Consider the following 23,013-nt stretch of genomic DNA (forward strand, 5'->3'; position numbering starts at 1 on the left):
AGATATTTAAGTCTCGGTGCCGAATTGTCAATTGCTTCAGCTGAATATACTCAAAATGCATCACACATTCATGTGATGCATTTTGATAACTATCTAATTAAGAAGCAGTCTTTGCCTCATTCTCATAAATAAGCATAGGCTCTTTTCCTTCTTCAACTACCGCTCTGTTGACTACGCACTCCTTAACACCCTTAAGGGAAGGAAGATGGTACATAATTTCAAGCATGATAGATTCCATTACGTTACGCAGTCCCCTGGCACCAGTCTTGCGTTCAATGGCCTGACGGGCAATCGCTTTAAGGGCGTTAGTGGTAATACGTAATGAAACTTTGTCGAATTCAAAAAGCTTCTGGTACTGACGTACAAGCGCGTTTTTAGGCTCAGAAAGAATACGTACAAGGTCGTCTTCGCCAAGCTCTTCAACACAAGTAATGACAGGAATACGCCCGATAAATTCAGGAATAAGACCAAACTTTACAAGGTCGTTAGGCTGTACTTGTGACAACAAGGAGGAGAGGGACATCTCTTCCTTAACCGTAATTTTTGCACCAAAGCCCATTGCCTTGCCGCTCATACGTGTTTCAATGATCTTATCAAGACCAATGAACGCGCCGCCGACAATAAACAGGATGTTAGAGGTATCCATGCGGATAAACTCTTGCTGAGGATGCTTACGGCCACCTTTAGGTGGAATGTTAGCTACAGTACCTTCAATAATTTTAAGAAGTGCCTGCTGTACACCTTCACCGGACACGTCACGGGTGATGGACGGGCCGTCACCTTTGCGGGAGATTTTATCAATCTCATCGATGTAGATAATACCTTTTGCAGCGGATTCGATGTCGTAATCAGCATTCTGCAAAAGCTGCACAAGAATGTTCTCTACGTCTTCACCAACATACCCTGCTTCAGTGAGGGTTGTCGCATCTGCAATAGCAAACGGAACGTTAAGAACGCGTGCAAGAGTTTTTGCCAGCAGGGTTTTACCGCTACCGGAAGGACCGGCAAGAAGAATGTTGCTTTTTTCAAGCTCAACATCACCAAGCTTGTGCTCAAAGAACACACGCTTGTAGTGGTTGTGTACAGCAACAGACAAAATCTTTTTAGCCTGATGCTGACCGATAACATACTCGTCGAGCTTACTTTTAATTTCCTCAGGTGTAAGAAGCTGATCGCCATCTTCTATGGCTTCAACACTTTCCTGCGCGATAATCTCGTTACAAAGAGCGATACACTCGTCACAAATGTAGACTTCTGGACCTGCGATAAGACGAGCAACCTGCTCCTGTCCTTTACCGCAGAAAGTACAATTGAGCTCTTCGTTTTGTTCGATAGAGTTTTTATCCATATGGTATTCCACTACTTCTCTGTTTTGAGAATGTCATTACGGGATACGAGGATTTCGTCGATAAGGCCAAAGTCCTTTGCTTGCTCCGCACCCATGAAGTAATCACGTTCTGTGTGTTCAACAACAGTTTTAATCGGTTTCCCTGAGTGATGTGCAAGAATACCGTTCAAGGAATCTTTTAACCGCAGAATTTCTTTGGCGTGGATTTCAATATCCGTAGCCTGCCCCTGAATTCCACCAAGCGGCTGATGAATCATAATACGGCTGTGAGGCAAAGAGAAACGTTTACCTTCGGCACCGGCAGCCAGCAATAACGCACCCATGCTTGCAGCTTGTCCCATGCACAGCGTCGCAACAGGAGAAGAAATATACTGCATGGTATCATAAATTGCCATCCCTGCGGTAACTGATCCGCCAGGAGAGTTGATATACATGTAAATTTCTTTTTCAGGATTCTCTGATTCCAGGAACAAAAGCTGTGCACAAATCAATGAAGCGATCTGATCATCAATTGGAGTTCCGAGGAGAATAATCCGGTCTTTAAGCAAACGGGAGTAAATATCGTAGGCACGTTCAGACCGACCGGTGGTTTCGATAACAATAGGCACTGCCATAACGCACTCCTAACAGTGGTAAAAAAGTATATTTTGTAGGCTTGAAAAAAAAAGGGCAGCGAATGTACGCATCAAATATAACAGATGTGCACTACCCGTTCTTACAAACGGACTTATAGCAACCTAGCAGAAGTTTACCCAACTGCTCAAGAAGCAAAGAGACTCTATTTGTGATAACTTACAATATAAAGCAAAAAAACGGGGCTAGCATTTATGCCGCCCCGTTTATATTGTCTAATCTGAAGAAAGTAAAAGAGAACTTAGTCTTCTTTTTCTTCTTCTTTCTTTGGCTCAACTTCAGTAACGTTAGCTTTTTCGTAGATTGCGTCCATTGCTTTATCAGCAAGGAGACGGTCACGAAGGCTAAAGAGAAGATTGTTTTTGGAGTAGTATTCTTTAACAACGTTGAATTCCTGACCTGCACGCTGTGCAATCTGGTGAAGCTGCATATCAACTTCCTGATCAGCTACTTCAACGCCTTCTTTCTTAGCTACTGCAATAAGGAAAACCTGAGTTTTTGCGATCTCTTCTGCTTCTGGACGAACTTCTGCCTGAAGCTCTTCCGGAGTCTTACCAAGAGATTCAACAGACTTGCCCTGACGCTCGAGACGTTCGATACGTTCCTGAATGAGGCTGTCTACGTGACCGTCAACCATAGTGGCTGGGATCGGGAAGTCGACAGTTTTCAGAAGGGAATCAAGCATGGTTTTCTGAGCCTGAGATTTGTTAAGCTGCAGGCGGCTGCTTTTGTAGGATTCTACAACTGCTTCACGCATTTTCTCAATGGAATCGAAACCGCCAGCTTTCTTAGCGAGTTCGTCGTTGAGTTCAGGAAGTTTTTTCTCCTGAATGCCGTGTACAGTCACTTTCATGGTCACAGTTTTACCTGCGAACTCAGGGTTGATGAAGTCTTCAGGGAAGGTAACTTCGCCTTCGCCAGCTTCGCCAACAGTGATTGATTTTACGAGTGTTTCGAAATCTTCGAGAGCCTGCTTGTCACCAAGAGTCATCTGGAAGTTTTCAGCGGATACACCTTCAAGAGGCTCACCATTTTCGTAAGCAGCAAAGTCGATTACAGCAATCTCACCGTCTTTAGCAGCGCGGTTTTCCGCGATTACTACGTTTTCAGCCATGTTACCACGGATGCGGTCGAGTACTTCGTCAACTTCTTTTTCGTCTACAACAACTTTTTCTTCTTCAACTTCGATGCCTTCGTAGTTTGGAAGGTCAAAAGCTGGCATAACTTCGAAGGAGATAGAGTAGGTGAACTCTTCGTCACGAACGAGTTCGCCGCCGTCAAAGTCGATACGAGAAACCGGGGAAAGTTCACCTTCGCCGATTACTTCGTTGATGTGAACGTTAACGAGGTCCTGAGTTGCTTCAGAATAAACTTCTTTCTTAAAGCGACCTTCGATTACGCTGGTAGGTACTTTACCTTTACGGAAACCTTTGAGGTCTACGTTGGTACGGTACATTGCGATTGTTGCAGCAAGTGCAGCATTAACCTCGTCCACAGGAACAGTAATATTAATCTGCTTCTTAACCGGAGACAGATCTTCTACTTTATATTCCATGGCTCACGCTCCTTCTTGTCCAGTGGAAAATTAGAAAAATTCTCCGGCCATCAATAAAGTGAAGTACCGGATAGAAATATATGGTGCGAAAGGAGAGACTCGAACTCTCACGGGATTAACCGCCAGATCCTAAATCTGGTGCGTCTACCAATTCCGCCACTCTCGCATTCATTCATATGTACGACTGTTACCGCAATAAGGATTTATATGTCCTTGCTTGCTTACTTGGTAACATGTCGAAGGCGCAGACATTTACCATTGCTACGCACAGAGTTCAAGCATTAAAATGCAATTAAATTACATTTCTTGTGAAAAAAAGCTCTAAGTAGACGAAGCTACTTACAAACATTTTTACGTCACTATTACTAACGAATAAGCAATGTTCCGCACTCTGTACCGCTTTTTAGTACTTCTCCGATCACAACAGCCATCTCGCCCCTTTCTGAAAGGAAGGAAACAGCCTCTTCGACACGTGCTTCAGGCACAGCCAAGACAAGCCCGCCTGATGTCTGAGCGTCAAATATAAGATCAACCCGCAAAGAGTCAACACCCTCAGCAACTTCTGTTGCGTTTTTACAGTGAAGCTTGTTTGCATGGCTGCCCTCAGGCACTAATCCCATACTTGCCAACTCCAGCGCCTTATCAAGCACAGGTACGGCCTCGGAGTCAATAGCAACGAGTGCTTTTGATGCCTGTGCCATCTCTAAAATATGTCCGCCAAGTCCGAATCCGGTAACATCTGTAGCGGCTTTCAGTTTAAATTGACGAATAAGCTCAGCCCCAATATTATTTAACCGAGCTGACCATCTATATAATAGTTCTTCCATTTCCTCACAGCCATCCCAGCTGGCTTTAACACCAGTAGCAAGCACACCGGTACCAACCGGCTTTGTGAGAATCAGGACATCGCCCTGCTGCAAACCAGCATTAGAGGCATACCCGTCCGGCTCAACGTACCCTGTCACAGAAAGGCCGTATTTTATTTCCGCATCTTCAACACTATGTCCGCCAGCCAGCACCGCGCCTGCCTCGACGATCTTATCGTACCCGCCTCGAATAATTTCACTCAACATACTTTTAGGCATGCTTTTAACGGGAAAACAAACAATATTCATAGCGCACCACGGAGTGCCCCCCATTGCGTACACATCAGATAACGAATTCGCGGCAGCAATTTGCCCGAACCGATATGGATCGTTCACAATAGGCGTGAAAAAATCAAGAGTCTGCACAATGGCCTTACCTGCCGGAAAAGACAAGATTGCTGCATCTTCATTATTAGTCGTACCGGTAAGCACTCTGCCCTGCTCTCTCTCTGTAGCCCGTGGCAGTGACTGTAAAATCTCCTCCAGGTCCCCTGGAGCAATTTTAGCAGCTCAACCAGCCGCCTTAACAGTATCCACCATTTTAATTGTAGGCTTACTCATGCACAATACCTGCATTAACCCGCATTGAACGAGTTTCATCCTTTAAAAATTGAATAAAGCTATGAATAGCTGGAAAATAGTGACGACGGTTGTGATACACACAGAAGAACTGTCTACTCAGTTTCATATTTGAGACAGGAAGAATTACAAGCTCACCGCGTTCAACTTCTGCTGAAACTGCAAGTCTGGATGTAATTGAAAGCCCCATACCAGCTTTAACAAATTGAATAACTGCATTGGTAGATTCAACCTGCACAACAGACGGAAGGGAGCGGATATCGACATTCTGCTCCGCAAGTGCATTGGCGAAAGACTTACGTGTACCGGAGCCTCGCTCACGCATTACCCAGCTGTGCTCCGCAAGAGTTTCAGCTGACAATGGCTCCTTCATTGAAGCATATGAAGGGGGAGCAATAACCACCAATTCATCGTCAACAATAGGAATAAATGTCAGTTCTGGATCATTTTCGAATGCGCCAACAACACCAATCGAAAGATCACCATCAGATAATTTTTGAATAATTGCTTCTGAATCTGCTACTTTCAGTGAAACATCCACATTCGTGTTTTTTAACATGTACTTGGCCATCACACGGGGGAGTAGATAATGGGCGGGAATCGTACTGCCACCTATGACTATTTCACCGGCAATTTCATCATGCAGCTGCGCTATTTCTGCTTTCGCTGCATTAATAGATGAAAAAGCTTTTTTGGCATATTTATACAGAATTGTACCTGCTTCTGTAGGCAAAACAATGCGCCCCATTCTATCAAGAAGTGGGACGGTTAACTCTGACTCAAGCGCGGAAACATGTGCGCTGATGGTCGGTTGCGATAAAAAAAGATCTTTCCCTGCTCGGGAAAAACTTTGTAACTCATAGACCTTGCAAAACGCTTCTAACTTTCTGTAATCAATCATATCTATTGAATACATCGAAAAATGAAATACTGCAATAGACACAAAAAAAGGCCGTTGTAAAAACAACGGCCTTAATATGCATAGTGCGAGACAGGTAAATCGACTATTCAGCTGCGTTAGCAGCTTCTACAGCCTGTTTAACTGCTTCGTCTTTCTGATCCTTGCTCATAGGAGCAGCGGAGTCAGATTCTTCTACACCGGGCTTGCGGATAAGTTCAATCACAGCCATTGGTGCGTTATCGCCCTTACGTGGAGTAGAGAGCTTGATAACACGTGAGTAGCCGCCTGGTACACCTTCGAAAAGCGGTCCGATTTCATCGAACAAAAACTTAACGAGCTGGTGAGAACCAAGAACTTTGTAAGCCTGACGGCGAGCGTGAAGATCATTGCGTTTAGCAAGAGTAATCAGCGGCTCAATAACGCCACGCAGGCTTTTAGCTTTAACCACGGTGGTACGAAGAGAGTAATGAGTCAGCAGAGACTTCGCCATGTTGCGAAACATAGCCTTACGATGTGAAGGTGTTCTGCTGAATTTCTTTCCAGATTTTCTATGCCTCATTTTGCTGCTTCCTCTTCAACCAGTCCTGGTATTTCTTCTCAAAGCCATCAACTTGCATGCCAAAATCAAGTTCCATTTCGCCAAGCACGCGACGAATTTCGTCGAGTGACTTACGGCCAAAGTTCTTGGTTTTAAGCATTTCAGATTCAGTACGCTGAACAAGTTCACCAACTAATGCAACATTTGCACTCTTAAGGCAGTTAGTAGCACGAACTGAAAGTTCGAGTTCATCGATACCTTTGAAGAGATTTTCGTTCAGGCCGCTATCAGCAGACGCCTGTTCGTTTTCTTCTTCAGAGATGCGTTCGTCAAAGTTGATGAAAACAGAGATCTGTTCTTTAATGATCTTTGCACTGTAGGCAATGGCATCCTCTGGTGAAACTGAACCATCAGTCCACACTTCAAGGATGAGCTTGTCATAGTTGGTCATCTGGCCAACACGGGCCTGCTCAACAGTGTAGGCAACCTTGCGAACTGGTGAAAAACTTGCGTCAAGCTTGATAAGACCAATCTCATCGCTAAGTCCTTCATGCGTGTCTGCTGGCACGTAACCTTTACCCATTCTGATCTCGAGTTCAAAAGTGACTTCTTTGTCCTCGGTCAGAGTGAATAACGGCTGGTCCGGATTAAGAACCATCACGTGCTGGTTGCCTTTAATGGCTTCGGCAGTTACAGCGCCCTGCTTGTTCGCGGTGAACTCAATACGTTGAGGTTCTTCCGTGTCCATAGCAAAACGTACTGACTTAAGATTCAGTACAATATCAGTAACATCCTCAAGAACGCCCTCAATAGTGGTGAACTCGTGATGTACATCTGACATTTTTACTGCAACAGCGGCAGCACCCTGAAGGGAGGCAAGTAACACGCGACGCAACGAGTTGCCGATGGTGTTACCATATCCACGTTCAAGAGGCTCGCATACAAACTTACCGTACTGCGTGTTGCCTTCGCCGATACGCGCAATGGTGTCCGGTTTAACCAACTCAGACCAGTTGCGAGTATTAATAGTTCTGTCGCCTTGTTTGATGAGCATGCTTTAAACCCGCTTATTTGGAGTAGAGCTCGACAATCAGCTGTTCGTTGATTGGGAACTGAATGTCTTCGCGTTGAGGCAGAGCCTTAACGGAACCCTTGAAGTTAGGGGCGTCAACTTCCAGCCAATTTGGACAACCGCGTCGAGCGATAACTTCCTGAGCTTCCGCCAGAACTGGATCTTTACGATGTTTTTCTACAACAACGATCTCGTCGCCAACTTTCACCTGCATAGAAGGAATGTTTGCCTGACGGTTGTTGAGTGTAAATACGCCGTGACGAACCATCTGACGAGCTTGCTGACGTGAGTTAGCAAAGCCGAGACGGAACACCGCGTTATCGAGGCGACGTTCGAGAAGTGCGAGCAGGTTTTCACCAGTAACGCCTTTCTGCATGTCAGCCTTTTTTAAAGTAGCTGCGGAACTGTTTTTCAAGAATGCCGTACATACGACGAACTTTCTGTTTTTCGCGCAACATAACTGCGTAATCGCTTACTTTTTTGCGGGAACGGCCTGCCTGTCCAGGTGCGTATGGACGGCGGTCGAACGCGCATTTATCAGTGTAACAGCGATCGCCTTTCAGGAATAACTTTGAACCTTCGCGTCGACAAATGCGACACTTAGCACCATTATATTTAGCCAAAACAATCTCCTCTTGTATTAGACGCGACGTCTCTTAGGTGGACGGCAGCCATTGTGAGGGATCGGGGTAACGTCACGAATGAACGCAACCTTAAATCCAGCAGCGTTGATAGCACGCATGGCGGCTTCGCGACCGGTACCTGGACCTTTGACGTAGATACCGACAGTACGCATTCCGTTGTCTTGTGCTTTCTTGGCAGCAGCATCAGCTGCAACCTGAGCAGCAAACGGAGTAGACTTACGGGAACCCTTAAAGCCAGCCTGGCCTGCGGATCCCCAACTTACTGCGTTACCACGAGTGTCGGTAAAGGTAATAATGGTATTGTTGAAGGTAGCCTGGATATGGGCGATCCCTACGGGAATATTCTTTCTTTCTTTCTTCTTGCCCGTACGCTTGGGTCTAGCCATAACTATACTCTCTCAACTAGATTAATTGATAGATGGGGTTGGGAACCTCATACGAGCTTAGTACGACTAAGCCGTGATACGCCGGGTCTAAGGAGTTGCATCATATGAAAGCATCCTTAGGCTCGGGAGAGATTCCACGCCTGATCCTACATGAGGATGGACTTACTTCTTCTTCTTACCAACAACAGCGCGACGTGGACCTTTACGGGTACGTGCGTTTGTCTTAGTACGCTGACCGTTCACAGGAAGACCGCGACGGTGACGCAGACCACGGTAACAACCGGAGTCCATAAGACGTTTGATGTTGGAAGATACTTCGCGGCGGAGGTCGCCCTCTACCTTGTAGTCCTGCTCAATAACTTTACGGATCTCGTTAACTTCTTCCGCAGTGACATCGTCAATATTACGTGTCCAGTCAACACCTACGGTGTCGAGGATCTGGAGAGCGGTATGACGACCAATGCCGAAAATGTAGGTAAGGGCGATATCAGCACGCTTACCTCTTGGGAGATCTACACCTGCAATTCGAGCCACAATTTACTCCTGGTATGCTTAGCCCTGACGCTGTTTATGTCGGGGATTTTCGCAAATGACTCTCAGGATGCCCTTGCGCCGGATAACCTTGCACTTAGAGCACATTTTCTTAACTGAAGGCCTGACTTTCATCTTTGACTCCATAGTCTGGATCTTCTGACACAACAAAAACTGAGCTGAATAAGCCCAGAACTGAGGTCAGTAACACCAAGTTCCACAAGAAGTCAATACAAATAACATGTATTGACTCAATTAATCAGACAAACTCAGAATAACTGGTCCATCTGATGTAATAGCAATAGAATGCTCAAAATGAGCAGAAAGCTTTCTGTCTTTGGTTACTGCAGTCCATTGGTCGTCGAGAATATCGACTTCAAAGGACCCTTCAGTGACCATAGGCTCAATAGCTATTGCCATCCCAGCTTTCAGTGGGAGTCCCGCATTACCCTGCGGAACAAAGTTAGGAACTTCCGGCTTTTCATGAAGTTTACGGCCGATGCCGTGTCCTACGAAACGACGGACAATACCAAATCCATGAGATTCAGCATGTTCCTGAATTGCTCTGGAAACATCATTAAGATTATTCCCTGGGCAAGCTTGCTCGATACCTTTCATGAGAGACTCACGAGTAACATCGATAAGCTTTTGAGCTTTTTCCGATACACTACCTACAGCAAAAGTCCTGGCGTTGTCACCATAAAAACCTTCAAATAGGACCCCAACATCAAAAGAAACTATATCGCCCTCTTTAAGCTCGCGATCTGACGGGAAACCGTGAACGATTTCTTCGTTAATCGAACAGCATAAAGAATACGGGAATCCATAGAGACCAAGGAACGCTGGTTTAACATTGAACTGTTTACACAAGTTCATTGTCAGCTCATGGAAAAATATAGTCTTAACGCCTGGGCGAACGTGTTCACCCAGAACGTCAAGAATGATAGCACCAATTCGATTGGCCTCCCGAAGGAGGCCAATTTCTTTCTCATTTTTTAAAAATACACCGCGGTATTTTTTCACTTCAGCTTTCTACCTTTTTTTAGACTTATTCATAAGTCCTTCATACTGGCGAGAGATCATGTGAGACTCTACCTGTGACATAAAGTCCATTGCTACCCCAACGATAATCAAGAGGCTTGTTCCGCCAAAATAGAACGGAACGTTAAGCTTTGCAATGAGAAGCATGGGAAGAACACAGATAGCTGCGATGTAAAAAGCACCCCAGAGAGTAATCCTGGAAAGTACTTTATCAATGTACTCTTTCGTCTTCATGCCTGGCCGAATACCAGGAATAAAGCCGCCTGAGTTCTTCAGATTCTCTGCAATGTCTTTTGGATCAAAGACAATAGCAGTGTAGAAGAAACAGAAGAATACAATGAGAGCGATGAAAATGATGTTATATACAATTGTCTGAGGAGCAAACCATGCTGAGAACTGCTGAATCCACTCTACATCTGGTGCAAATGTGCCGATTGTAGCCGGGAACATGAGCAAAGAAGATGCAAAAATTGGAGGAATAACACCAGCTGTGTTAATTCGCAGTGGAAGGTGTGTAGTCTGTCCGCCAACCATTTTTCTACCCATTTGACGCTTAGCGTAATGAATAGGGATACGGCGTTGACCACGCTCCATGAAGACAATGAATGCTAAAACTGCTGCCATGACGACGAGGATGAGAAGACCAACAAAAATGCTGAGTTCACCCGCGCCAACAAGGTTAAAGGATCTAAAAAGGGCACCCGGAAGACCAGCAATAATACCGGCAAAGATGATTAAGGAAATACCATTTCCTACACCCTTTTCAGTAATTTGCTCGCCTATCCACATAATCAAAACGGTACCTGCGGTAAGCGTAATGATAGTGGTGAGTCGGAAAGCCCATCCGGCTGTTAGTACAACTGGTGCGCCAATTGGACTGGTCATACTTTCCAGACCAACAGCAATACCCAGACCCTGAATGATGGTAATGAGAACAGTACCATAACGAGTGTACTGGGTAATCTTCTGACGACCAGAAGCCCCCTCCTCTTTTGCCATACGCTTAAGATCAGGTGAAACTACCTGCAAAAGCTGTACGATAATAGAGGCAGAAATATAGGGCATGATACCGAGGGCGAAGATCGACAAATTACGAAGTCCGCCCCCGGAAAACATGTCAAACAGGCCGAACAGGGTGTTTTGAACGCTGGCAAAGAAATCAGACAACGCTGCCGTGTCAACACCTGGAACAGGTACATGAATACCGATACGGTATACAGCGAGTAGGAAGAAGGTCCACAACAATTTCTTTTTCAGTTCTGGCTGTTTCGCCAGATTATCAACACCACTGAGCGCCACGTTTTACCTACCCTTCAAGCGCCTTGGCTTCGCCGCCGGCGTTTTGGATTTTTTCAAGTGCAGAAGCAGTGAACTTGTGAGCTTCAATAGTCAGCGCAGCGGAAATTTCGCCACGTCCGAGAATTTTAACAGCTGCACCGTTCTTAGCGAGACCGCGTGCGTAGATGTCCTCAAGGGTGATGTTACTCTGTCCCTCGAATGATTCTGCAAGGCGATCAAGGTTGATCACGTCGTATACTGCTTTAAACTTAGCGTTGGAGAACCCACGCTTAGGCAAACGACGGGCCAGAGGCATCTGGCCACCTTCAAAACCTGGACGAACGCCGCCGCCTGAGCGAGCATTCTGGCCTTTATGACCTTTCGCTGCAGTCTTACCCCAGCCTGAGCCGGAGCCACGACCGATACGACGACGTTGCTTACGTTCCTCTGGGAATGGGTAAAGTTCATGAAGTTGCATTACTCCGTAACCTCCACCATATGAGAAACTTTAGCAATCATACCGCGTACTGCAGCATTGTCCTTAAACTGTTTTTCCTGACGGATCTTTCTCAAACCTAATGCGTCCAATACTGCACGCTGTTTAGGGAGAGTGCCGATCCGGCTACGTACAAGTTTAATCTTGATCATGGCTATACCTACTTCCTAGGAGCTTCGAGCTTCTTACCACGCAATGAACCGACATAGTCAGCACTGCGCAGGGATGTCAGACCAGCCATGGTTGCACGGAGTACGTTATGTGGGTTGTTAGTGCCGATAGCTTTTGCAAGAATATCAGTAACACCAACAGCTTCCATGATCGCACGTACCGGGCCACCAGCGATGATACCAGTACCTTTTGAAGCAGGCTTCAAAACTACACGACCAGCGCCGAAACGACCTAATACCTCATAAGGTAATGTACCGTCAACCAATGAGATCTGAACCATGTCTCTTTTAGCACGCTCAGAGGCTTTACGTAAAGCTTCAGGAACTTCCTGAGCTTTACCGAGGCCGAAGCCTACGTTGCCCTGACCGTCGCCAACAACAACCAATGCTGAAAAGCTGAAACGGCGACCGCCCTTTACAACTTTCGCTACGCGGTTGAGATAGACAATCTTTTCAATCAAACCGAGTTCGTTTTGTTCCATGACTATACCCATACCTGTTAAAATTTCAGGCCTGCTTCACGAGCAGCATCAGCGATAGCTTGAATGCGGCCGTGATAGATGTAGCCATTACGGTCGAACACTACGCGCTCGATCTTCTGTTCCTTAGCAAGGCGAGCGATTTCTGTGCCAACCTTGGCTGCAGAAGCCTTGTTGGATTTAAGAGCTTCGCCGTCTTTGCTAAGAGTCAGTGTAGAAGCGGCTACGATGGTAGAACCTTCGCAGTCGTCTACAAGCTGAGCGTAGATATGCAGGTTAGACCTGAAGACAACGAGACGCGGACATTCAGCAGAGCCTGAAATCTTTTTCCGGATGCGAACTTTACGACGCAACCTTTTTTCGTTCTTGGACTTCATCTGTCTAGACCTGCCTATTTACCTGCAGATTTACCGGCTTTGCGGCGGATCTGCTCATTATCATATTTAATGCCCTTGCCTTTGTAAGGTTCCGGCGGACGTACACGGCGAACGGTAGCTGCAAACTCGCCTACGAGCTGCTTATCGATGCCGTTTACTGTCAGCTTGTTACCCTCAGCTTTTGCCTCGATTCCTTCCGGAAGAGGCATAACTACTGGGTGGGAGAACCCAACTGCAAGTTCAACATTTTTTCCCTTTACCGCAACTTTGTAACCAACACCGTTGACTTCGAGAGTCTTGGAGAAGCCTTTGCTTACACCTTCGATGCAGTTAGCAACGAGAGTACGACGCAGGCCGTGCTGTGCACGTGCTACGCGGGACTCATCTTTGCGGGTAATTACTACGTTGCCATCAGCAATTTCGTAATTGAGAGTAGCTTCTACCGGAGTAGAAATACTGCCCTTAGGGCCCTTTACATTAATAACTTCGCCCGCAATCTTAACTTCAATACCAGAAGGGATTGCTACAGGCTGCTTACCAATACGTGACATGACTGCACCCGCTACCAGATTTCGCAGAGGATTTCGCCGCCAGCATTAGCTGCTTTGGCTGCGATTCCTTCTAGTACACCACGGGATGTGGACAGGATACATATACCAAGACCGTTTTGTACGGCCGGAACGTCCTGTGCACCTACGTAAACACGACGACCCGGCTTAGAGATACGTTTGAGGCCAGCGATTACAGCTTTACCTTTTACGTATTTCAAAGTGATCTTGATTTCACGATCTTCTACGGAGAAGTCGTTTACGTAACCCTCAGCCTTGAGGATGGAGGCAATGGATTCCTTCATCTTCGAGCGCGGCACACTCACTTCCTTATGAAGGGCCAAGTGCGCGTTGCGGACACGTGTAAGCATGTCAGCAATAGGATCAGTCAGCATCTAAAACTCCTTGTTGACTTACCAGCTCGATTTACGAACGCCTGGGAGCTCACCGCGCAGAGACATCTGGCGGAAGCAAATACGGCAAATGCCGAAACGACGCATGAAAGCGCGTGGGCGTCCACAAATTGGACAACGATTGTATGCACGCGCGCTAAACTTAGGTTTACGCGCGGCTTTAACTTCTAGAGATTTACGAGACATCTTTGGTTCTCCTTACTTCTTGAAAGGCATTCCGAGCTGATCAAGCAGGAATTTGCCTTCTTTGTCAGAGGAAGCGGTAGTAACGATGGTGATGTTCATACCAAAGGCATTATCAACACGATCAGCTTCCATTTCAGGGAAGATGGTGTGTTCTTTAATACCAAGGGTAAAGTTACCACGACCATCAAAACCACGATCAGGGATACCGCGGAAGTCACGTACACGAGGCAGTGCAAAGTTAACGAGCTTATCGAGGAAATCCCACATTACCGCACCGCGAAGTGTTACTCGGCAGCCAATTGGCATACCTTCACGCAGTTTGAATGCAGCGATAGACTTCTTAGCACGAGTAACAACGGCCTTCTGACCAGCAATGGCGGTAAGCGCTACAACAGCATCTTCGAGGATCTTGTTGTTTGTGCTTGCTTCACCAAGGCCGATATTGAGGGAGATCTTTTCCAGCCCGGGAACCTGCATAGGTCCTTTGTACTGGAACTCTTTCTGCAAGGCCGGCACCACGTTTTCATTATAGATCTTATTCAGACGGGTCATCGTCTTTCACCCTACCCAAGGATTTCGTTACACTTCTTGCAGAAGCGCACTTTTTTACCGTCTTCGGTGTGGCGATAGCCTACGCGAGTAGGTTCAGCACATGCACCGCACATGACCATCACGTTAGAAACGTGAATAGGCATCTCTTTTTCGACGATTCCACCAGGCTGCTGTGCATATGGATTCGCCTTAGTGTGGCGTTTAACCATATTAGCACCCTCGACAACTACGCGATCTTTCTTACGAAGAATCTTTGTAACTTTGCCGATTTTGCCTTTGTCCTTACCGGAGGTAACCATGACCTTGTCGTCTTTATGGATACGATACTGTTTCATGGTTACTCCTACAATACCTCAGGTGCGAGAGATACGATCTTCATGAACCCTTTGCCGCGGAGTTCGCGTGCAACTGGACCAAAGATACGTGTACCTACTGGTTCGCCCTGTTTGTTCAGCACTACGGCTGCGTTACTGTCGAACTTGATGTAAGTGCCATCTACGCGACGAATTTCTTTCTTCGTGCGCACAACAACAGCTTTCATCACGTCACCTTTTTTCACCTTAGAATGAGGCATAGCCTCTTTCACGGATACTACGATGATGTCGCCTACAGAAGCATAACGGCGTTTTGAACCGCCGAGTACTTTAATACAAGCAACTTTTTTGGCACCGGAGTTGTCCGCTACTTCAAGAGTAGATTCTACCTGAATCATAGCAAACCCCTAAACGGCTTTTTCCAAAACAGAAACGAGATGCCAGCGTTTGTTGCGACTGAGTGGACGAAACTCGATAATTTTCACTTTATCACCCATTGCGCATTCGTTGTTTGGGTCGTGAGCTGTGAATTTCTTACGACGACGAATGTACTTCTTAAGAAGCGGGTGTTTAACGAGTGTCTCGACGCGAACAACAATAGTTTTGTCGTTCTTGTCACTCACAACAGTACCAACGAGCGCGCGACCCTTCCGCTGTTCAATAGCTTCGGACATTTTACGCTCCCTTTTCCTTCAAAATGGTCATAATACGTGCAATAGCACGTTTTGTAGCAGGAATACCGGAAGTATTATCAAGCTGTGCAGTTGCATGCTTGAAACGCAGGTCAAAAAGTTCCTTGCGTGTTTCTTCCAGCTTAGCGTTGAGTTCTTCAACACTAAGTTTTTTTAGTTCTGCGGCTTTCATTCTAGAGCCCCTCCTTAACCACAATAGTGGTCTTGATAGGAAGCTTGTAAGATGCGCGTTTCAGTGCTTCTTTTGCAAGCTCGATATCAACACCCTTGATTTCGTACAAGATGCGGCCAGGCTTTACAGGTGCGAACCAACCACAAGGGGCGCCTTTACCTTTACCCTGACGAACTTCAAGAGGCTTAGAGGTTTTCACACGATCCGGAAAAATACGGATCCAAACCTGACCACCACGTCGAATGTGACGAATCATCGCAATACGAGCAGATTCAATCTGCTGACTGGTGAGTTTGCCATGTTCGAGTGCTTTCAAACCGATGTCACCGAAAGCAATGGTATTACCACGAGTGGCTTTGCCTTTAAGGCGGCCAGTCTGTTGCTTGCGGTATTTAGTCTTTCTAGGCTGAAGCATTACTGCCCTACCTCACTGTCAAGGATTTCACCTTTATAGATCCAGACTTTAACACCGATAATACCGTAAGTGGTGGAAGCTTCTGCAAAACCGTAGTCGATATCAGCGCGCAAAGTCTGAAGCGGAACGCGACCTTCGCGGTACCATTCGTTACGTGCGATTTCAGCGCCCGCTAAACGACCGGCACAAGATACTTTAATACCTTCTGCGCCAAACTTGCGTGCCATAGAAACAGTACGTTTCATAGCGCGGCGGAAAGCAACTCGGCGTTCCAACTGCATCGCAATGTTTTCAGCTACAAGCTGTGCATTGGTTTCAGGGCGACGGATTTCGTTAACTTCGATGGAGAATTCACGCTGGAATTGACCACGGAGTTCAGCACGAAGCTTTTCGATTTCTACGCCCTTACGGCCGATGACGATACCCGGACGTGCTGTGCTAAGGATAAGACGAACTTTCCCGCCTGCACGTTCGATTTCAATGTCAGCAATACCTGCATGAAACAGGGCCTTTTTTACGTACTTACGAATTTTGCTATCTTCGAATACAAAGGCAGGATAATCTTTTTTGCTGAACCAGCGAGATCTCCAGTTCTTGTTAAAACCAAGACGGAAACCATATGGATGTACTTTTTGTCCCATAACTGTATCCTAACTTTCTTCGAGAATGACAGTGATATGGCTGGTACGTTTCAGGATGCGAGTTGCGCGACCCTGTGCACGAGGCATAAAACGTTTCCAGGTTGGACCCTCGTTGACTATAACCTGTTTCACCACGAGAGCATCCACATCAGAGCCAGGCACCTGTTCGGCGTTGGCGATTGCAGAGTGCAGCACTTTAAAAATAACTGCTGCACCTTTGTTCGGGGTGAACTTCAGGATATTTACAGCGTCTTCTACTGGCAGACCCACGATGTTTTTAGCAACAAGACGGGTTTTGCGTGTAGAAACGCGTACGAACTTAGCGGTAGCTTGAGCTTGCATATTAATTCACCTGCCCTAGCGTTTAGCCTTGCTCTTTTTGTCGGCAGCATGGCCGTAATAGGTGCGGGTCGGAGAGAATTCACCGAATTTGTGACCAACCATGTTCTCGGTCACGAATACTGGGATGAATTTCTTACCGTTATGAACCGCAAAGGTAAGGCCTACCATTTCAGGAAGAATCATGGACCGGCGGGACCAAGTCTTGATTACGCGGCGATCGCCACTTTCCTGAGCCTTCTCAACTTTTCGGAGAAGATGGTCGTCGACAAAAGGACCTTTTTTAAGAGACCTAGGCATTTTCTACTCCTACTTCTGACCGCGACGCTTGACGATAAGCTTACTGGAAGCTTTCTTCTTGTCGCGAGTCTTGTAGCCTTTGGTAGGGACGCCCCAAGGGGTAACCGGATGGCGACCACCAGAGCTACGACCTTCACCACCACCCAATGGGTGATCGATAGGGTTCATTGCAACACCACGAACTTTCGGACGGTTACCGAGCCAGCGATTACGGCCAGCTTTACCGATGCGAATTTTTTCATGAGTTACGTTACCAACCTGACCAACTGTTGCGATACAGGTCAAAAGAACCTTACGAACTTCACCGGAAGGCATGCGCAACAATGCGTATTTGCCTTCTTTAGCAACGAGCTGTGCGTATGCGCCAGCAGCACGACAGAACTGTCCGCCACGGCCTGGAGCAAGCTCGATGTTGTGAATGATGGTACCAACCGGAATTTTGCTCATAGGAAGAGCGTTACCAGGTTTGATGTCAGCAGTTTCACCTGCGATAAGAACATCACCCTGTTTTACGCCAACTGGAGCAATAATGTAACGCTTCTCGCCATCTACGTAATGCAGAAGAGCGATACGAGCGGAACGGTTCGGGTCGTATTCGATATGAGCAATAGTTGCCGGGATATCGAACTTATTACGCTTAAAATCGATTATACGGTAAAGACGTTTGTGTCCACCGCCACGACGACGCTGAGTAATACGACCGTAGTTGTTGCGACCTGCTTTTTTGGACAGGCCTTCAGTCAAAGACTTCTCTGGGGTGCTACGAGTGATTTCCTCGAAGAGGGAAATAGTCTGGGAGCGACGACCCGGAGAAGTAGGCTTAAGCTTACGAACAGCCATTGCTTACACTCCCTCGAAGAATTCGATTTTTTCGCCAGCGGCCAGAGTAACGTACGCCTTTTTGAAGCCAGGAATCTGACCGACAGTGCGGCCATTACGGACTCTTGCTTGTGGGCGACGTTTCACTACGTTAACACCTGCAACTTTTACATTGTAGGCTTCTTCTACAGCCTTCTTGATCTCAATTTTATTAGCAGATGGTGCTACAAAAAATGTAACCTGCTGTGCTGCTTCCTTAAGGAAGGTAGCTTTTTCAGATACAAGCGGCTTGATGAGGATCTTTGTATAATTCATGTGACCCTACCTCTACTTCAGTCGTTCCTGAACGGATTCAACAGCACCTTCAAGCAGAACAAGCTGCTTGTGACGGAGCACATCGTATACGTTCAGCTGCTCTACAGACTGTACTGTGATACCTGGGAGGTTACGTGCGGAAAGAACGAGCTTTTCTTCGAGGTCTTTTGCCACGATGAGTGCTTTGTTCAAACCGAGCGCCTCAGTAACACCAGCCATGAGCTTAGTCTTTACTTCAGGAAGTTCGATGCCATTAACAACCATGAGATTCTCACCGGAAAGGCGGGAAGACAAAGCCATTTTAATAGCAAGGCGACGAACCTTTTTATTTACCTTAAACCCATAGTCACGGGGCTGCGGACCAAAGGTCACAGCACCACCACGCCAAATTGGGGAACGGGAAGAACCAGCACGTGCACGGCCAGTACCCTTCTGGCGCCAAGGTTTAGCGCCACCGCCACGAATATCGGAGCGGCCCTTAACAGAGTGGGTGCCTGCACGCTTAGCTGCACGCTGAGCGCGTACAACAAGGTTCAGGATCTCGGGTTTTACCTCGACCTCGAACACTTCAGGAGCCAAGGTGATTTCACCAGCTTCTGCTTTGTTCTGATCGTATAATTTTACAACAGCCACTGTAGTACCCCTTTACTGCTTACGTACCAGTACAAGGCCGTTCTTAGGACCAGGTACTGCACCCTTAACCAGGATGAGGTTCTCATCGGCGCGAATAGCGACGACTTCGAGGTTAGATGTAGTCTGGCGAACATTACCCATGTGACCAGGCATTTTCTTGCCTTTGAACACTTTACCAGGGAATGTTGCGTGACCAATGGAGCCCGGCGCACGGTGCACTTTTTCGTGACCATGGGATGCAGGCATACCAGCGAAGTTCCAGCGCTTCATTACGCCCTGGAAACCTTTACCAATTGTAGTGCCTGTAACACGAACTTTTTCGCCTGCAGCAAAGATCTCTGCAGAAAGTTCCTGTCCGACTTCCAGTGTTGGTGCTTCCTCGAGACGAATTTCGCAAGTATTGCGGAACAAACCGCGGTCAGCTTTTGCAAAATGACCACGCATTGCTTTGGTTACGTGCTTTTCTTTAGCTTCACCAAATGCAATCTGTACTGCATTATATCCGTCAGTAGCTGCATCTTTTTTCTGGATAACAGGACACGGACCTGCTTCGATAACGGTAACTGCAACAGCAGAACCATCGTTAGCGAAGATACGGGTCATGCCAACTTTGCGGCCCAAGATTCCTAATTTCTCAGTCATGATTACCTCTCGCTAGAGTTTAATCTCAACGTCCACGCCAGCGGGTAGACTGAGCTTTCCAAGAGCATCAACAGTTTGTTGAGTAGGCTCGAGGATATCCATAAGACGCTTGTGGATGCGCATTTCGAACTGTTCACGAGACTTTTTGTCTACGTGTACGGAACGGTTGACCGTGAACTTGTGAATGTTTGTCGGGAGTGGGATTGGACCAGCAACCCCGGCGCCCGTGTTGCGCGCCGTATCAACGATCTCTGCCACAGCCTTATCAAGGATGCGGTAATCGTAAGCTTTAAGCTTTATTCTGATACGATCACTGCTAACAGTTGTCATAGTTTATTACTCCATATTAGGGATACGAGACCCTTACCTGTGATCATTCCGTGAGGGGAATGATCCAAACTGCAATAAGCAGAAATTTCCTCACGACGGTACAAGATGAAATCTCTGTAAAGTAACGGCTGAACAGATGCATCTTGCCCTAGTAACGACAGAGGCAGGTGAACTCAAGATGAGTTCCAAAGTTGTTTTTCGTAAATAATGGAGAATATATGAGAGGGAAATGTGATGTGTGACAAACCAGCCATGCCTGACAACATCAATAAAGCCTCTACTCCACTACTTGCGAAGAACGCCCAAATGTCGTCAGCCTAGCCTGAGTATTATTGTATAGACACAATATACGCAGGGGGCCCGCAGGGGTTCAAAGATGCAAGTGATTAACACTTAAATTTGTATGTGCACCTTACAGTAAAACATGGTCCTTACTGGAACGGCACGACATAATGCAGCATCTAGAAACGCCTGCAAATGTCAAAAAACAGCAGAATGGGCTCGACCCATTCTTAACCTCCAAATTTGTGAGGAGGAGTTTTTGTGCTTGTGAGCAAACAGTTGTTCGTCTCAAGCGAGAAAGACTTATATGTGAGACAAGCTCTAACGTCAACACCTTTTTCGTATTTTTTTTACGATGTGTTGAATTATACTTACTCTACCCTTTCTACCCGGAAAAGCTCCGGCCATCTTACGATGACCGGAGCATTATATCACCTGATAACTCAGGAACTAACCTTTACTGCTTACAATTTCTTCAGCAATAGAGTTAGGTACAGGCTCGTAGTGATCGAACTGCATAGTGAAGTTCGCACGACCCTGGGTTTTTGAGCGAAGGTCTGTTGCGTAACCGAACATTTCGGAAAGCGGAACCATTGCATCAATAACCTGAGCGTTAGCACGGGTGTCCATACCCTGTACGCGACCACGACGACCGTTAAGGTCACCCATTACGTCGCCAAGGTATTCCTCAGGAGTTACAACCTCTACACCCATGATAGGTTCGAGGATCTGAGGACCAGCTTTCTTACAAGCAGCTTTAATCGCCATAGAACCAGCGATGTAGAATGCCTGTTCAGAGGAGTCAACGTCATGGTAAGAACCCCAAATGAGTTTTACCTTAACGTCAACTGTTGGGAATCCAGCATAAACACCACTTTTGAGTGCTTCCTGAATACCTTTGTCAACAGCTGGGATGTATTCTCTAGGAATAACACCACCACTAATGGAGTTAGCGAATTCGTAACCTTTCTCTGGGTTAGGTTCGATTTCAATAACAACATGACCATACTGACCACGACCACCAGACTGCTTAGCGTACTTGTGATCTTCTTTAGCAACCTTCGTGATAGTTTCACGGTAGGCTACCTGAGGCTTACCAACGTTAGCGTTAACGCTAAATTCGCGGGTAAGACGGTCAACAATGATGTCGAGGTGAAGTTCACCCATACCGGAAATAAGGGTCTGACCAGTTTCGTCATCACCTTTTACACGGAAGGATGGATCTTCTTTAGCGAGCTTAGCAAGAGCTGCGGACAGAGCGTCACGGTCAGCTTTTGTTTTAGGCTCAATAGCAACTTCGATAACTGGGTCTGGAATATCGAGAGACTCGAGAATTACTGGACGATCCAACGCGCAGATGGTGTCACCAGTAGATACGTTTTTCAGACCAACAACAGCTACGATGTCGCCAGCAAATGCTTCTTTAATATCCTCACGCTTGTTAGCATGCATCTTAAGAAGACGACCAACACGCTCTTTTTTGCCGGTAGTTGCGTTGAAAATGGTCATGCCAGTTTCAATTTTACCGGAGTAGATGCGGCTGAAGGAAAGGTGACCGATGTATGGGTCAGAAGCGAGCTTGAATACGAGAGCGGAGAAAGGTTCTTTGTCATCACATGGACAAGGAATTTTCACTTCTTCGTTATCAGGATCAGAACCTTCCATTGCTGGGATATCAACCGGGCTTGGGAGGTAATCAATTACCGCGTCAAGCAAAGGCTGAACACCCATGTTACGGAATGCGGAGCCACAGAATACAGGCACGATTGAACGTGCGATTGTAGCTTTACGCAATGCAGCTTTAATCTCTTCAGCGGAGAGTTCTTCGCCACCGAGGTATTTTTCGAAGAGAGCTTCGTCTTCTTCTGCTGCAGCTTCCATCATTTCAAGGCGTTTTTCATCGAAGAGGTCCTGCAGATCTGCAGGAACAGCTTTGATTTCGAACTCAGCACCTTTGGTAGCTTTATCATAGTAGATAGCTTCGCCGGATACGAGGTCGATAATGCCTTCAAAATGATCTTCAGCACCGATTGGAATCTGGAGAGAAATAGGCTTAGCACCGAGACGATCGGAGATCATGCCTACTGCACGCCAGTAGTCGGAACCGATACGGTCCATTTTGTTGATGAAGCAGATGCGAGGCACACCGTAACGGTCTGCCTGACGCCATACAGTCTCAGACTGAGGCTCAACACCAGCAACAGCATCAAATACACACACGGTACCATCAAGAACACGAAGGGAACGTTCAACTTCCATAGTGAAGTCAACGTGGCCCGGTGTATCAATGATGTTAACGCGGTAATCTTTCCAGAAACAGGTAGTTGCAGCAGAGGTAATAGTAATACCACGCTCTTTTTCCTGCTCCATCCAGTCCATTGTGGACTCACCGGTATGAGTCTCACCAATTTTGTGAGATACACCAGTGTAGTAGAGAATACGTTCAGTAGTAGTAGTTTTACCCGCATCAATGTGGGCCATAATACCGATGTTTCTCTGTTTATCTACAGATATTTTAGCAGACAC

Annotated in this window: 34 protein-coding genes, 1 tRNA gene and 1 pseudogene; all 36 read right to left on the bottom strand. The window is 46.6% G+C overall.

Annotated features, from left to right (window positions below):
- Nucleotides 1-97: 97 nt before the first annotated feature.
- Entirely contained in the window at nt 98-1,348 is a 1,251-nt protein-coding gene (gene clpX, locus MKHDV_RS13125; RefSeq protein WP_160716029.1) for an ATP-dependent Clp protease ATP-binding subunit ClpX, read from the bottom strand.
- A gap of 11 nt (nt 1,349-1,359) precedes the next feature.
- The gene (gene clpP / locus MKHDV_RS13130) at nt 1,360-1,962 is read right to left on the bottom strand and encodes an ATP-dependent Clp endopeptidase proteolytic subunit ClpP (protein ID WP_160716031.1); all 603 of its coding nucleotides are present in this window, start codon (nt 1,960-1,962) and stop codon (nt 1,360-1,362) included.
- A gap of 260 nt (nt 1,963-2,222) precedes the next feature.
- On the bottom strand, nt 2,223-3,536 hold the full coding sequence (tig, locus tag MKHDV_RS13135; protein ID WP_160716033.1) for a trigger factor: 1,314 nt from the start codon (nt 3,534-3,536) through the stop codon (nt 2,223-2,225).
- Between the two features lie 81 nt (nt 3,537-3,617).
- A tRNA-Leu gene (locus MKHDV_RS13140) sits at nt 3,618-3,702 on the bottom strand.
- 199 nt (nt 3,703-3,901) lie between these two features.
- Entirely contained in the window at nt 3,902-4,963 is a 1,062-nt protein-coding gene (gene selD, locus MKHDV_RS13145; RefSeq protein WP_160716035.1) for a selenide, water dikinase SelD, read from the bottom strand.
- Nucleotides 4,956-5,882 (bottom strand): selenium metabolism-associated LysR family transcriptional regulator, encoded by a 927-nt coding sequence (locus MKHDV_RS13150; protein ID WP_160716037.1) that lies wholly within the window; start codon nt 5,880-5,882, stop codon nt 4,956-4,958. Before MKHDV_RS13150 ends, selD begins: the two co-directional genes overlap by 8 nt.
- A gap of 103 nt (nt 5,883-5,985) precedes the next feature.
- Nucleotides 5,986-6,441, bottom strand: coding sequence for a 50S ribosomal protein L17 (gene rplQ / locus MKHDV_RS13155; protein ID WP_160716039.1), 456 nt, complete (start codon nt 6,439-6,441; stop codon nt 5,986-5,988).
- Nucleotides 6,431-7,474: a DNA-directed RNA polymerase subunit alpha gene (locus tag MKHDV_RS13160; protein ID WP_160716041.1), complete on the bottom strand. Its 1,044-nt coding sequence runs from the start codon at nt 7,472-7,474 to the stop codon at nt 6,431-6,433. The genes rplQ and MKHDV_RS13160 overlap by 11 nt, the downstream gene beginning before the upstream one ends.
- A 13-nt stretch (nt 7,475-7,487) precedes the next feature.
- A pseudogene (rpsD, locus tag MKHDV_RS13165) lies at nt 7,488-8,115 on the bottom strand (30S ribosomal protein S4).
- 17 nt (nt 8,116-8,132) lie between these two features.
- Nucleotides 8,133-8,522: a 30S ribosomal protein S11 gene (gene rpsK, locus MKHDV_RS13170; protein WP_160716043.1), complete on the bottom strand. Its 390-nt coding sequence runs from the start codon at nt 8,520-8,522 to the stop codon at nt 8,133-8,135.
- A gap of 162 nt (nt 8,523-8,684) precedes the next feature.
- On the bottom strand, nt 8,685-9,056 hold the full coding sequence (rpsM, locus tag MKHDV_RS13175) for a 30S ribosomal protein S13 (RefSeq protein WP_160716045.1): 372 nt from the start codon (nt 9,054-9,056) through the stop codon (nt 8,685-8,687).
- An 18-nt stretch (nt 9,057-9,074) separates the two neighbouring features.
- Complete coding sequence (gene rpmJ, locus MKHDV_RS13180; protein ID WP_020001440.1) at nt 9,075-9,188, bottom strand: 50S ribosomal protein L36; 114 nt, start codon at nt 9,186-9,188, stop codon at nt 9,075-9,077.
- Nucleotides 9,189-9,308: 120 nt separating this feature from the next.
- Nucleotides 9,309-10,076, bottom strand: coding sequence for a type I methionyl aminopeptidase (gene map, locus MKHDV_RS13185; protein ID WP_160716047.1), 768 nt, complete (start codon nt 10,074-10,076; stop codon nt 9,309-9,311).
- 9 nt (nt 10,077-10,085) lie between these two features.
- Nucleotides 10,086-11,393 carry a preprotein translocase subunit SecY gene (gene secY / locus MKHDV_RS13190; protein WP_160716049.1) on the bottom strand — a complete coding sequence of 436 codons (1,308 nt, stop codon included), beginning with the start codon at nt 11,391-11,393 and terminating at the stop codon, nt 10,086-10,088.
- 7 nt (nt 11,394-11,400) lie between these two features.
- Nucleotides 11,401-11,850 (bottom strand): 50S ribosomal protein L15, encoded by a 450-nt coding sequence (rplO, locus tag MKHDV_RS13195; protein WP_160716051.1) that lies wholly within the window; start codon nt 11,848-11,850, stop codon nt 11,401-11,403.
- Nucleotides 11,850-12,020: a 50S ribosomal protein L30 gene (rpmD, locus tag MKHDV_RS13200; protein ID WP_160716053.1), complete on the bottom strand. Its 171-nt coding sequence runs from the start codon at nt 12,018-12,020 to the stop codon at nt 11,850-11,852. Before rpmD ends, rplO begins: the two co-directional genes overlap by 1 nt.
- A gap of 8 nt (nt 12,021-12,028) precedes the next feature.
- Nucleotides 12,029-12,520, bottom strand: coding sequence for a 30S ribosomal protein S5 (gene rpsE / locus MKHDV_RS13205; RefSeq protein ID WP_160716055.1), 492 nt, complete (start codon nt 12,518-12,520; stop codon nt 12,029-12,031).
- A gap of 17 nt (nt 12,521-12,537) precedes the next feature.
- Nucleotides 12,538-12,894: a 50S ribosomal protein L18 gene (gene rplR, locus MKHDV_RS13210; RefSeq protein WP_160716057.1), complete on the bottom strand. Its 357-nt coding sequence runs from the start codon at nt 12,892-12,894 to the stop codon at nt 12,538-12,540.
- A gap of 14 nt (nt 12,895-12,908) precedes the next feature.
- On the bottom strand, nt 12,909-13,445 hold the full coding sequence (gene rplF / locus MKHDV_RS13215) for a 50S ribosomal protein L6 (RefSeq protein WP_160716059.1): 537 nt from the start codon (nt 13,443-13,445) through the stop codon (nt 12,909-12,911).
- Nucleotides 13,446-13,456: 11 nt separating this feature from the next.
- Complete coding sequence (gene rpsH, locus MKHDV_RS13220; RefSeq protein ID WP_160716061.1) at nt 13,457-13,837, bottom strand: 30S ribosomal protein S8; 381 nt, start codon at nt 13,835-13,837, stop codon at nt 13,457-13,459.
- 18 nt (nt 13,838-13,855) lie between these two features.
- Nucleotides 13,856-14,041, bottom strand: a complete 186-nt coding sequence (locus MKHDV_RS13225) for a type Z 30S ribosomal protein S14 (RefSeq protein WP_020001431.1) — start codon at nt 14,039-14,041, stop codon at nt 13,856-13,858.
- Between the two features lie 12 nt (nt 14,042-14,053).
- Nucleotides 14,054-14,593 carry a 50S ribosomal protein L5 gene (gene rplE, locus MKHDV_RS13230; protein ID WP_160716063.1) on the bottom strand — a complete coding sequence of 180 codons (540 nt, stop codon included), beginning with the start codon at nt 14,591-14,593 and terminating at the stop codon, nt 14,054-14,056.
- 11 nt (nt 14,594-14,604) lie between these two features.
- Nucleotides 14,605-14,928, bottom strand: coding sequence for a 50S ribosomal protein L24 (gene rplX / locus MKHDV_RS13235; protein ID WP_160716065.1), 324 nt, complete (start codon nt 14,926-14,928; stop codon nt 14,605-14,607).
- 8 nt (nt 14,929-14,936) lie between these two features.
- A complete protein-coding gene (gene rplN, locus MKHDV_RS13240) occupies nt 14,937-15,305 on the bottom strand; it encodes a 50S ribosomal protein L14 (RefSeq protein WP_160716067.1) in 369 nt (122 codons plus the stop codon).
- Between the two features lie 9 nt (nt 15,306-15,314).
- Nucleotides 15,315-15,581: a 30S ribosomal protein S17 gene (gene rpsQ / locus MKHDV_RS13245; RefSeq protein ID WP_020001427.1), complete on the bottom strand. Its 267-nt coding sequence runs from the start codon at nt 15,579-15,581 to the stop codon at nt 15,315-15,317.
- A gap of 1 nt (nt 15,582) precedes the next feature.
- Nucleotides 15,583-15,771 carry a 50S ribosomal protein L29 gene (rpmC, locus tag MKHDV_RS13250; RefSeq protein ID WP_160716069.1) on the bottom strand — a complete coding sequence of 63 codons (189 nt, stop codon included), beginning with the start codon at nt 15,769-15,771 and terminating at the stop codon, nt 15,583-15,585.
- A gap of 1 nt (nt 15,772) precedes the next feature.
- Complete coding sequence (gene rplP, locus MKHDV_RS13255; RefSeq protein WP_160716071.1) at nt 15,773-16,186, bottom strand: 50S ribosomal protein L16; 414 nt, start codon at nt 16,184-16,186, stop codon at nt 15,773-15,775.
- A complete protein-coding gene (gene rpsC, locus MKHDV_RS13260) occupies nt 16,186-16,827 on the bottom strand; it encodes a 30S ribosomal protein S3 (protein ID WP_160716073.1) in 642 nt (213 codons plus the stop codon). The genes rplP and rpsC overlap by 1 nt, the downstream gene beginning before the upstream one ends.
- 9 nt (nt 16,828-16,836) lie before the next feature.
- Nucleotides 16,837-17,169 (bottom strand): 50S ribosomal protein L22, encoded by a 333-nt coding sequence (gene rplV, locus MKHDV_RS13265; protein ID WP_020001423.1) that lies wholly within the window; start codon nt 17,167-17,169, stop codon nt 16,837-16,839.
- A 15-nt stretch (nt 17,170-17,184) separates the two neighbouring features.
- Nucleotides 17,185-17,466, bottom strand: coding sequence for a 30S ribosomal protein S19 (gene rpsS / locus MKHDV_RS13270; protein WP_020001422.1), 282 nt, complete (start codon nt 17,464-17,466; stop codon nt 17,185-17,187).
- 9 nt (nt 17,467-17,475) lie between these two features.
- Nucleotides 17,476-18,306: a 50S ribosomal protein L2 gene (rplB, locus tag MKHDV_RS13275; protein ID WP_160716075.1), complete on the bottom strand. Its 831-nt coding sequence runs from the start codon at nt 18,304-18,306 to the stop codon at nt 17,476-17,478.
- Between the two features lie 3 nt (nt 18,307-18,309).
- Nucleotides 18,310-18,600, bottom strand: coding sequence for a 50S ribosomal protein L23 (gene rplW / locus MKHDV_RS13280; RefSeq protein WP_160716077.1), 291 nt, complete (start codon nt 18,598-18,600; stop codon nt 18,310-18,312).
- Between the two features lie 12 nt (nt 18,601-18,612).
- A complete protein-coding gene (rplD, locus tag MKHDV_RS13285) occupies nt 18,613-19,233 on the bottom strand; it encodes a 50S ribosomal protein L4 (RefSeq protein WP_160716079.1) in 621 nt (206 codons plus the stop codon).
- Nucleotides 19,234-19,245: 12 nt separating this feature from the next.
- Nucleotides 19,246-19,875 carry a 50S ribosomal protein L3 gene (gene rplC / locus MKHDV_RS13290; protein WP_160716081.1) on the bottom strand — a complete coding sequence of 210 codons (630 nt, stop codon included), beginning with the start codon at nt 19,873-19,875 and terminating at the stop codon, nt 19,246-19,248.
- 12 nt (nt 19,876-19,887) lie between these two features.
- On the bottom strand, nt 19,888-20,205 hold the full coding sequence (gene rpsJ, locus MKHDV_RS13295) for a 30S ribosomal protein S10 (RefSeq protein ID WP_010938597.1): 318 nt from the start codon (nt 20,203-20,205) through the stop codon (nt 19,888-19,890).
- Between the two features lie 732 nt (nt 20,206-20,937).
- A complete protein-coding gene (gene fusA / locus MKHDV_RS13300; protein ID WP_160716083.1) occupies nt 20,938-23,013 on the bottom strand; it encodes an elongation factor G in 2,076 nt (691 codons plus the stop codon).

Source organism: Halodesulfovibrio sp. MK-HDV (genome assembly GCF_009914765.1).
Taxonomy (GTDB): Bacteria; Desulfobacterota; Desulfovibrionia; order Desulfovibrionales; family Desulfovibrionaceae; genus Halodesulfovibrio.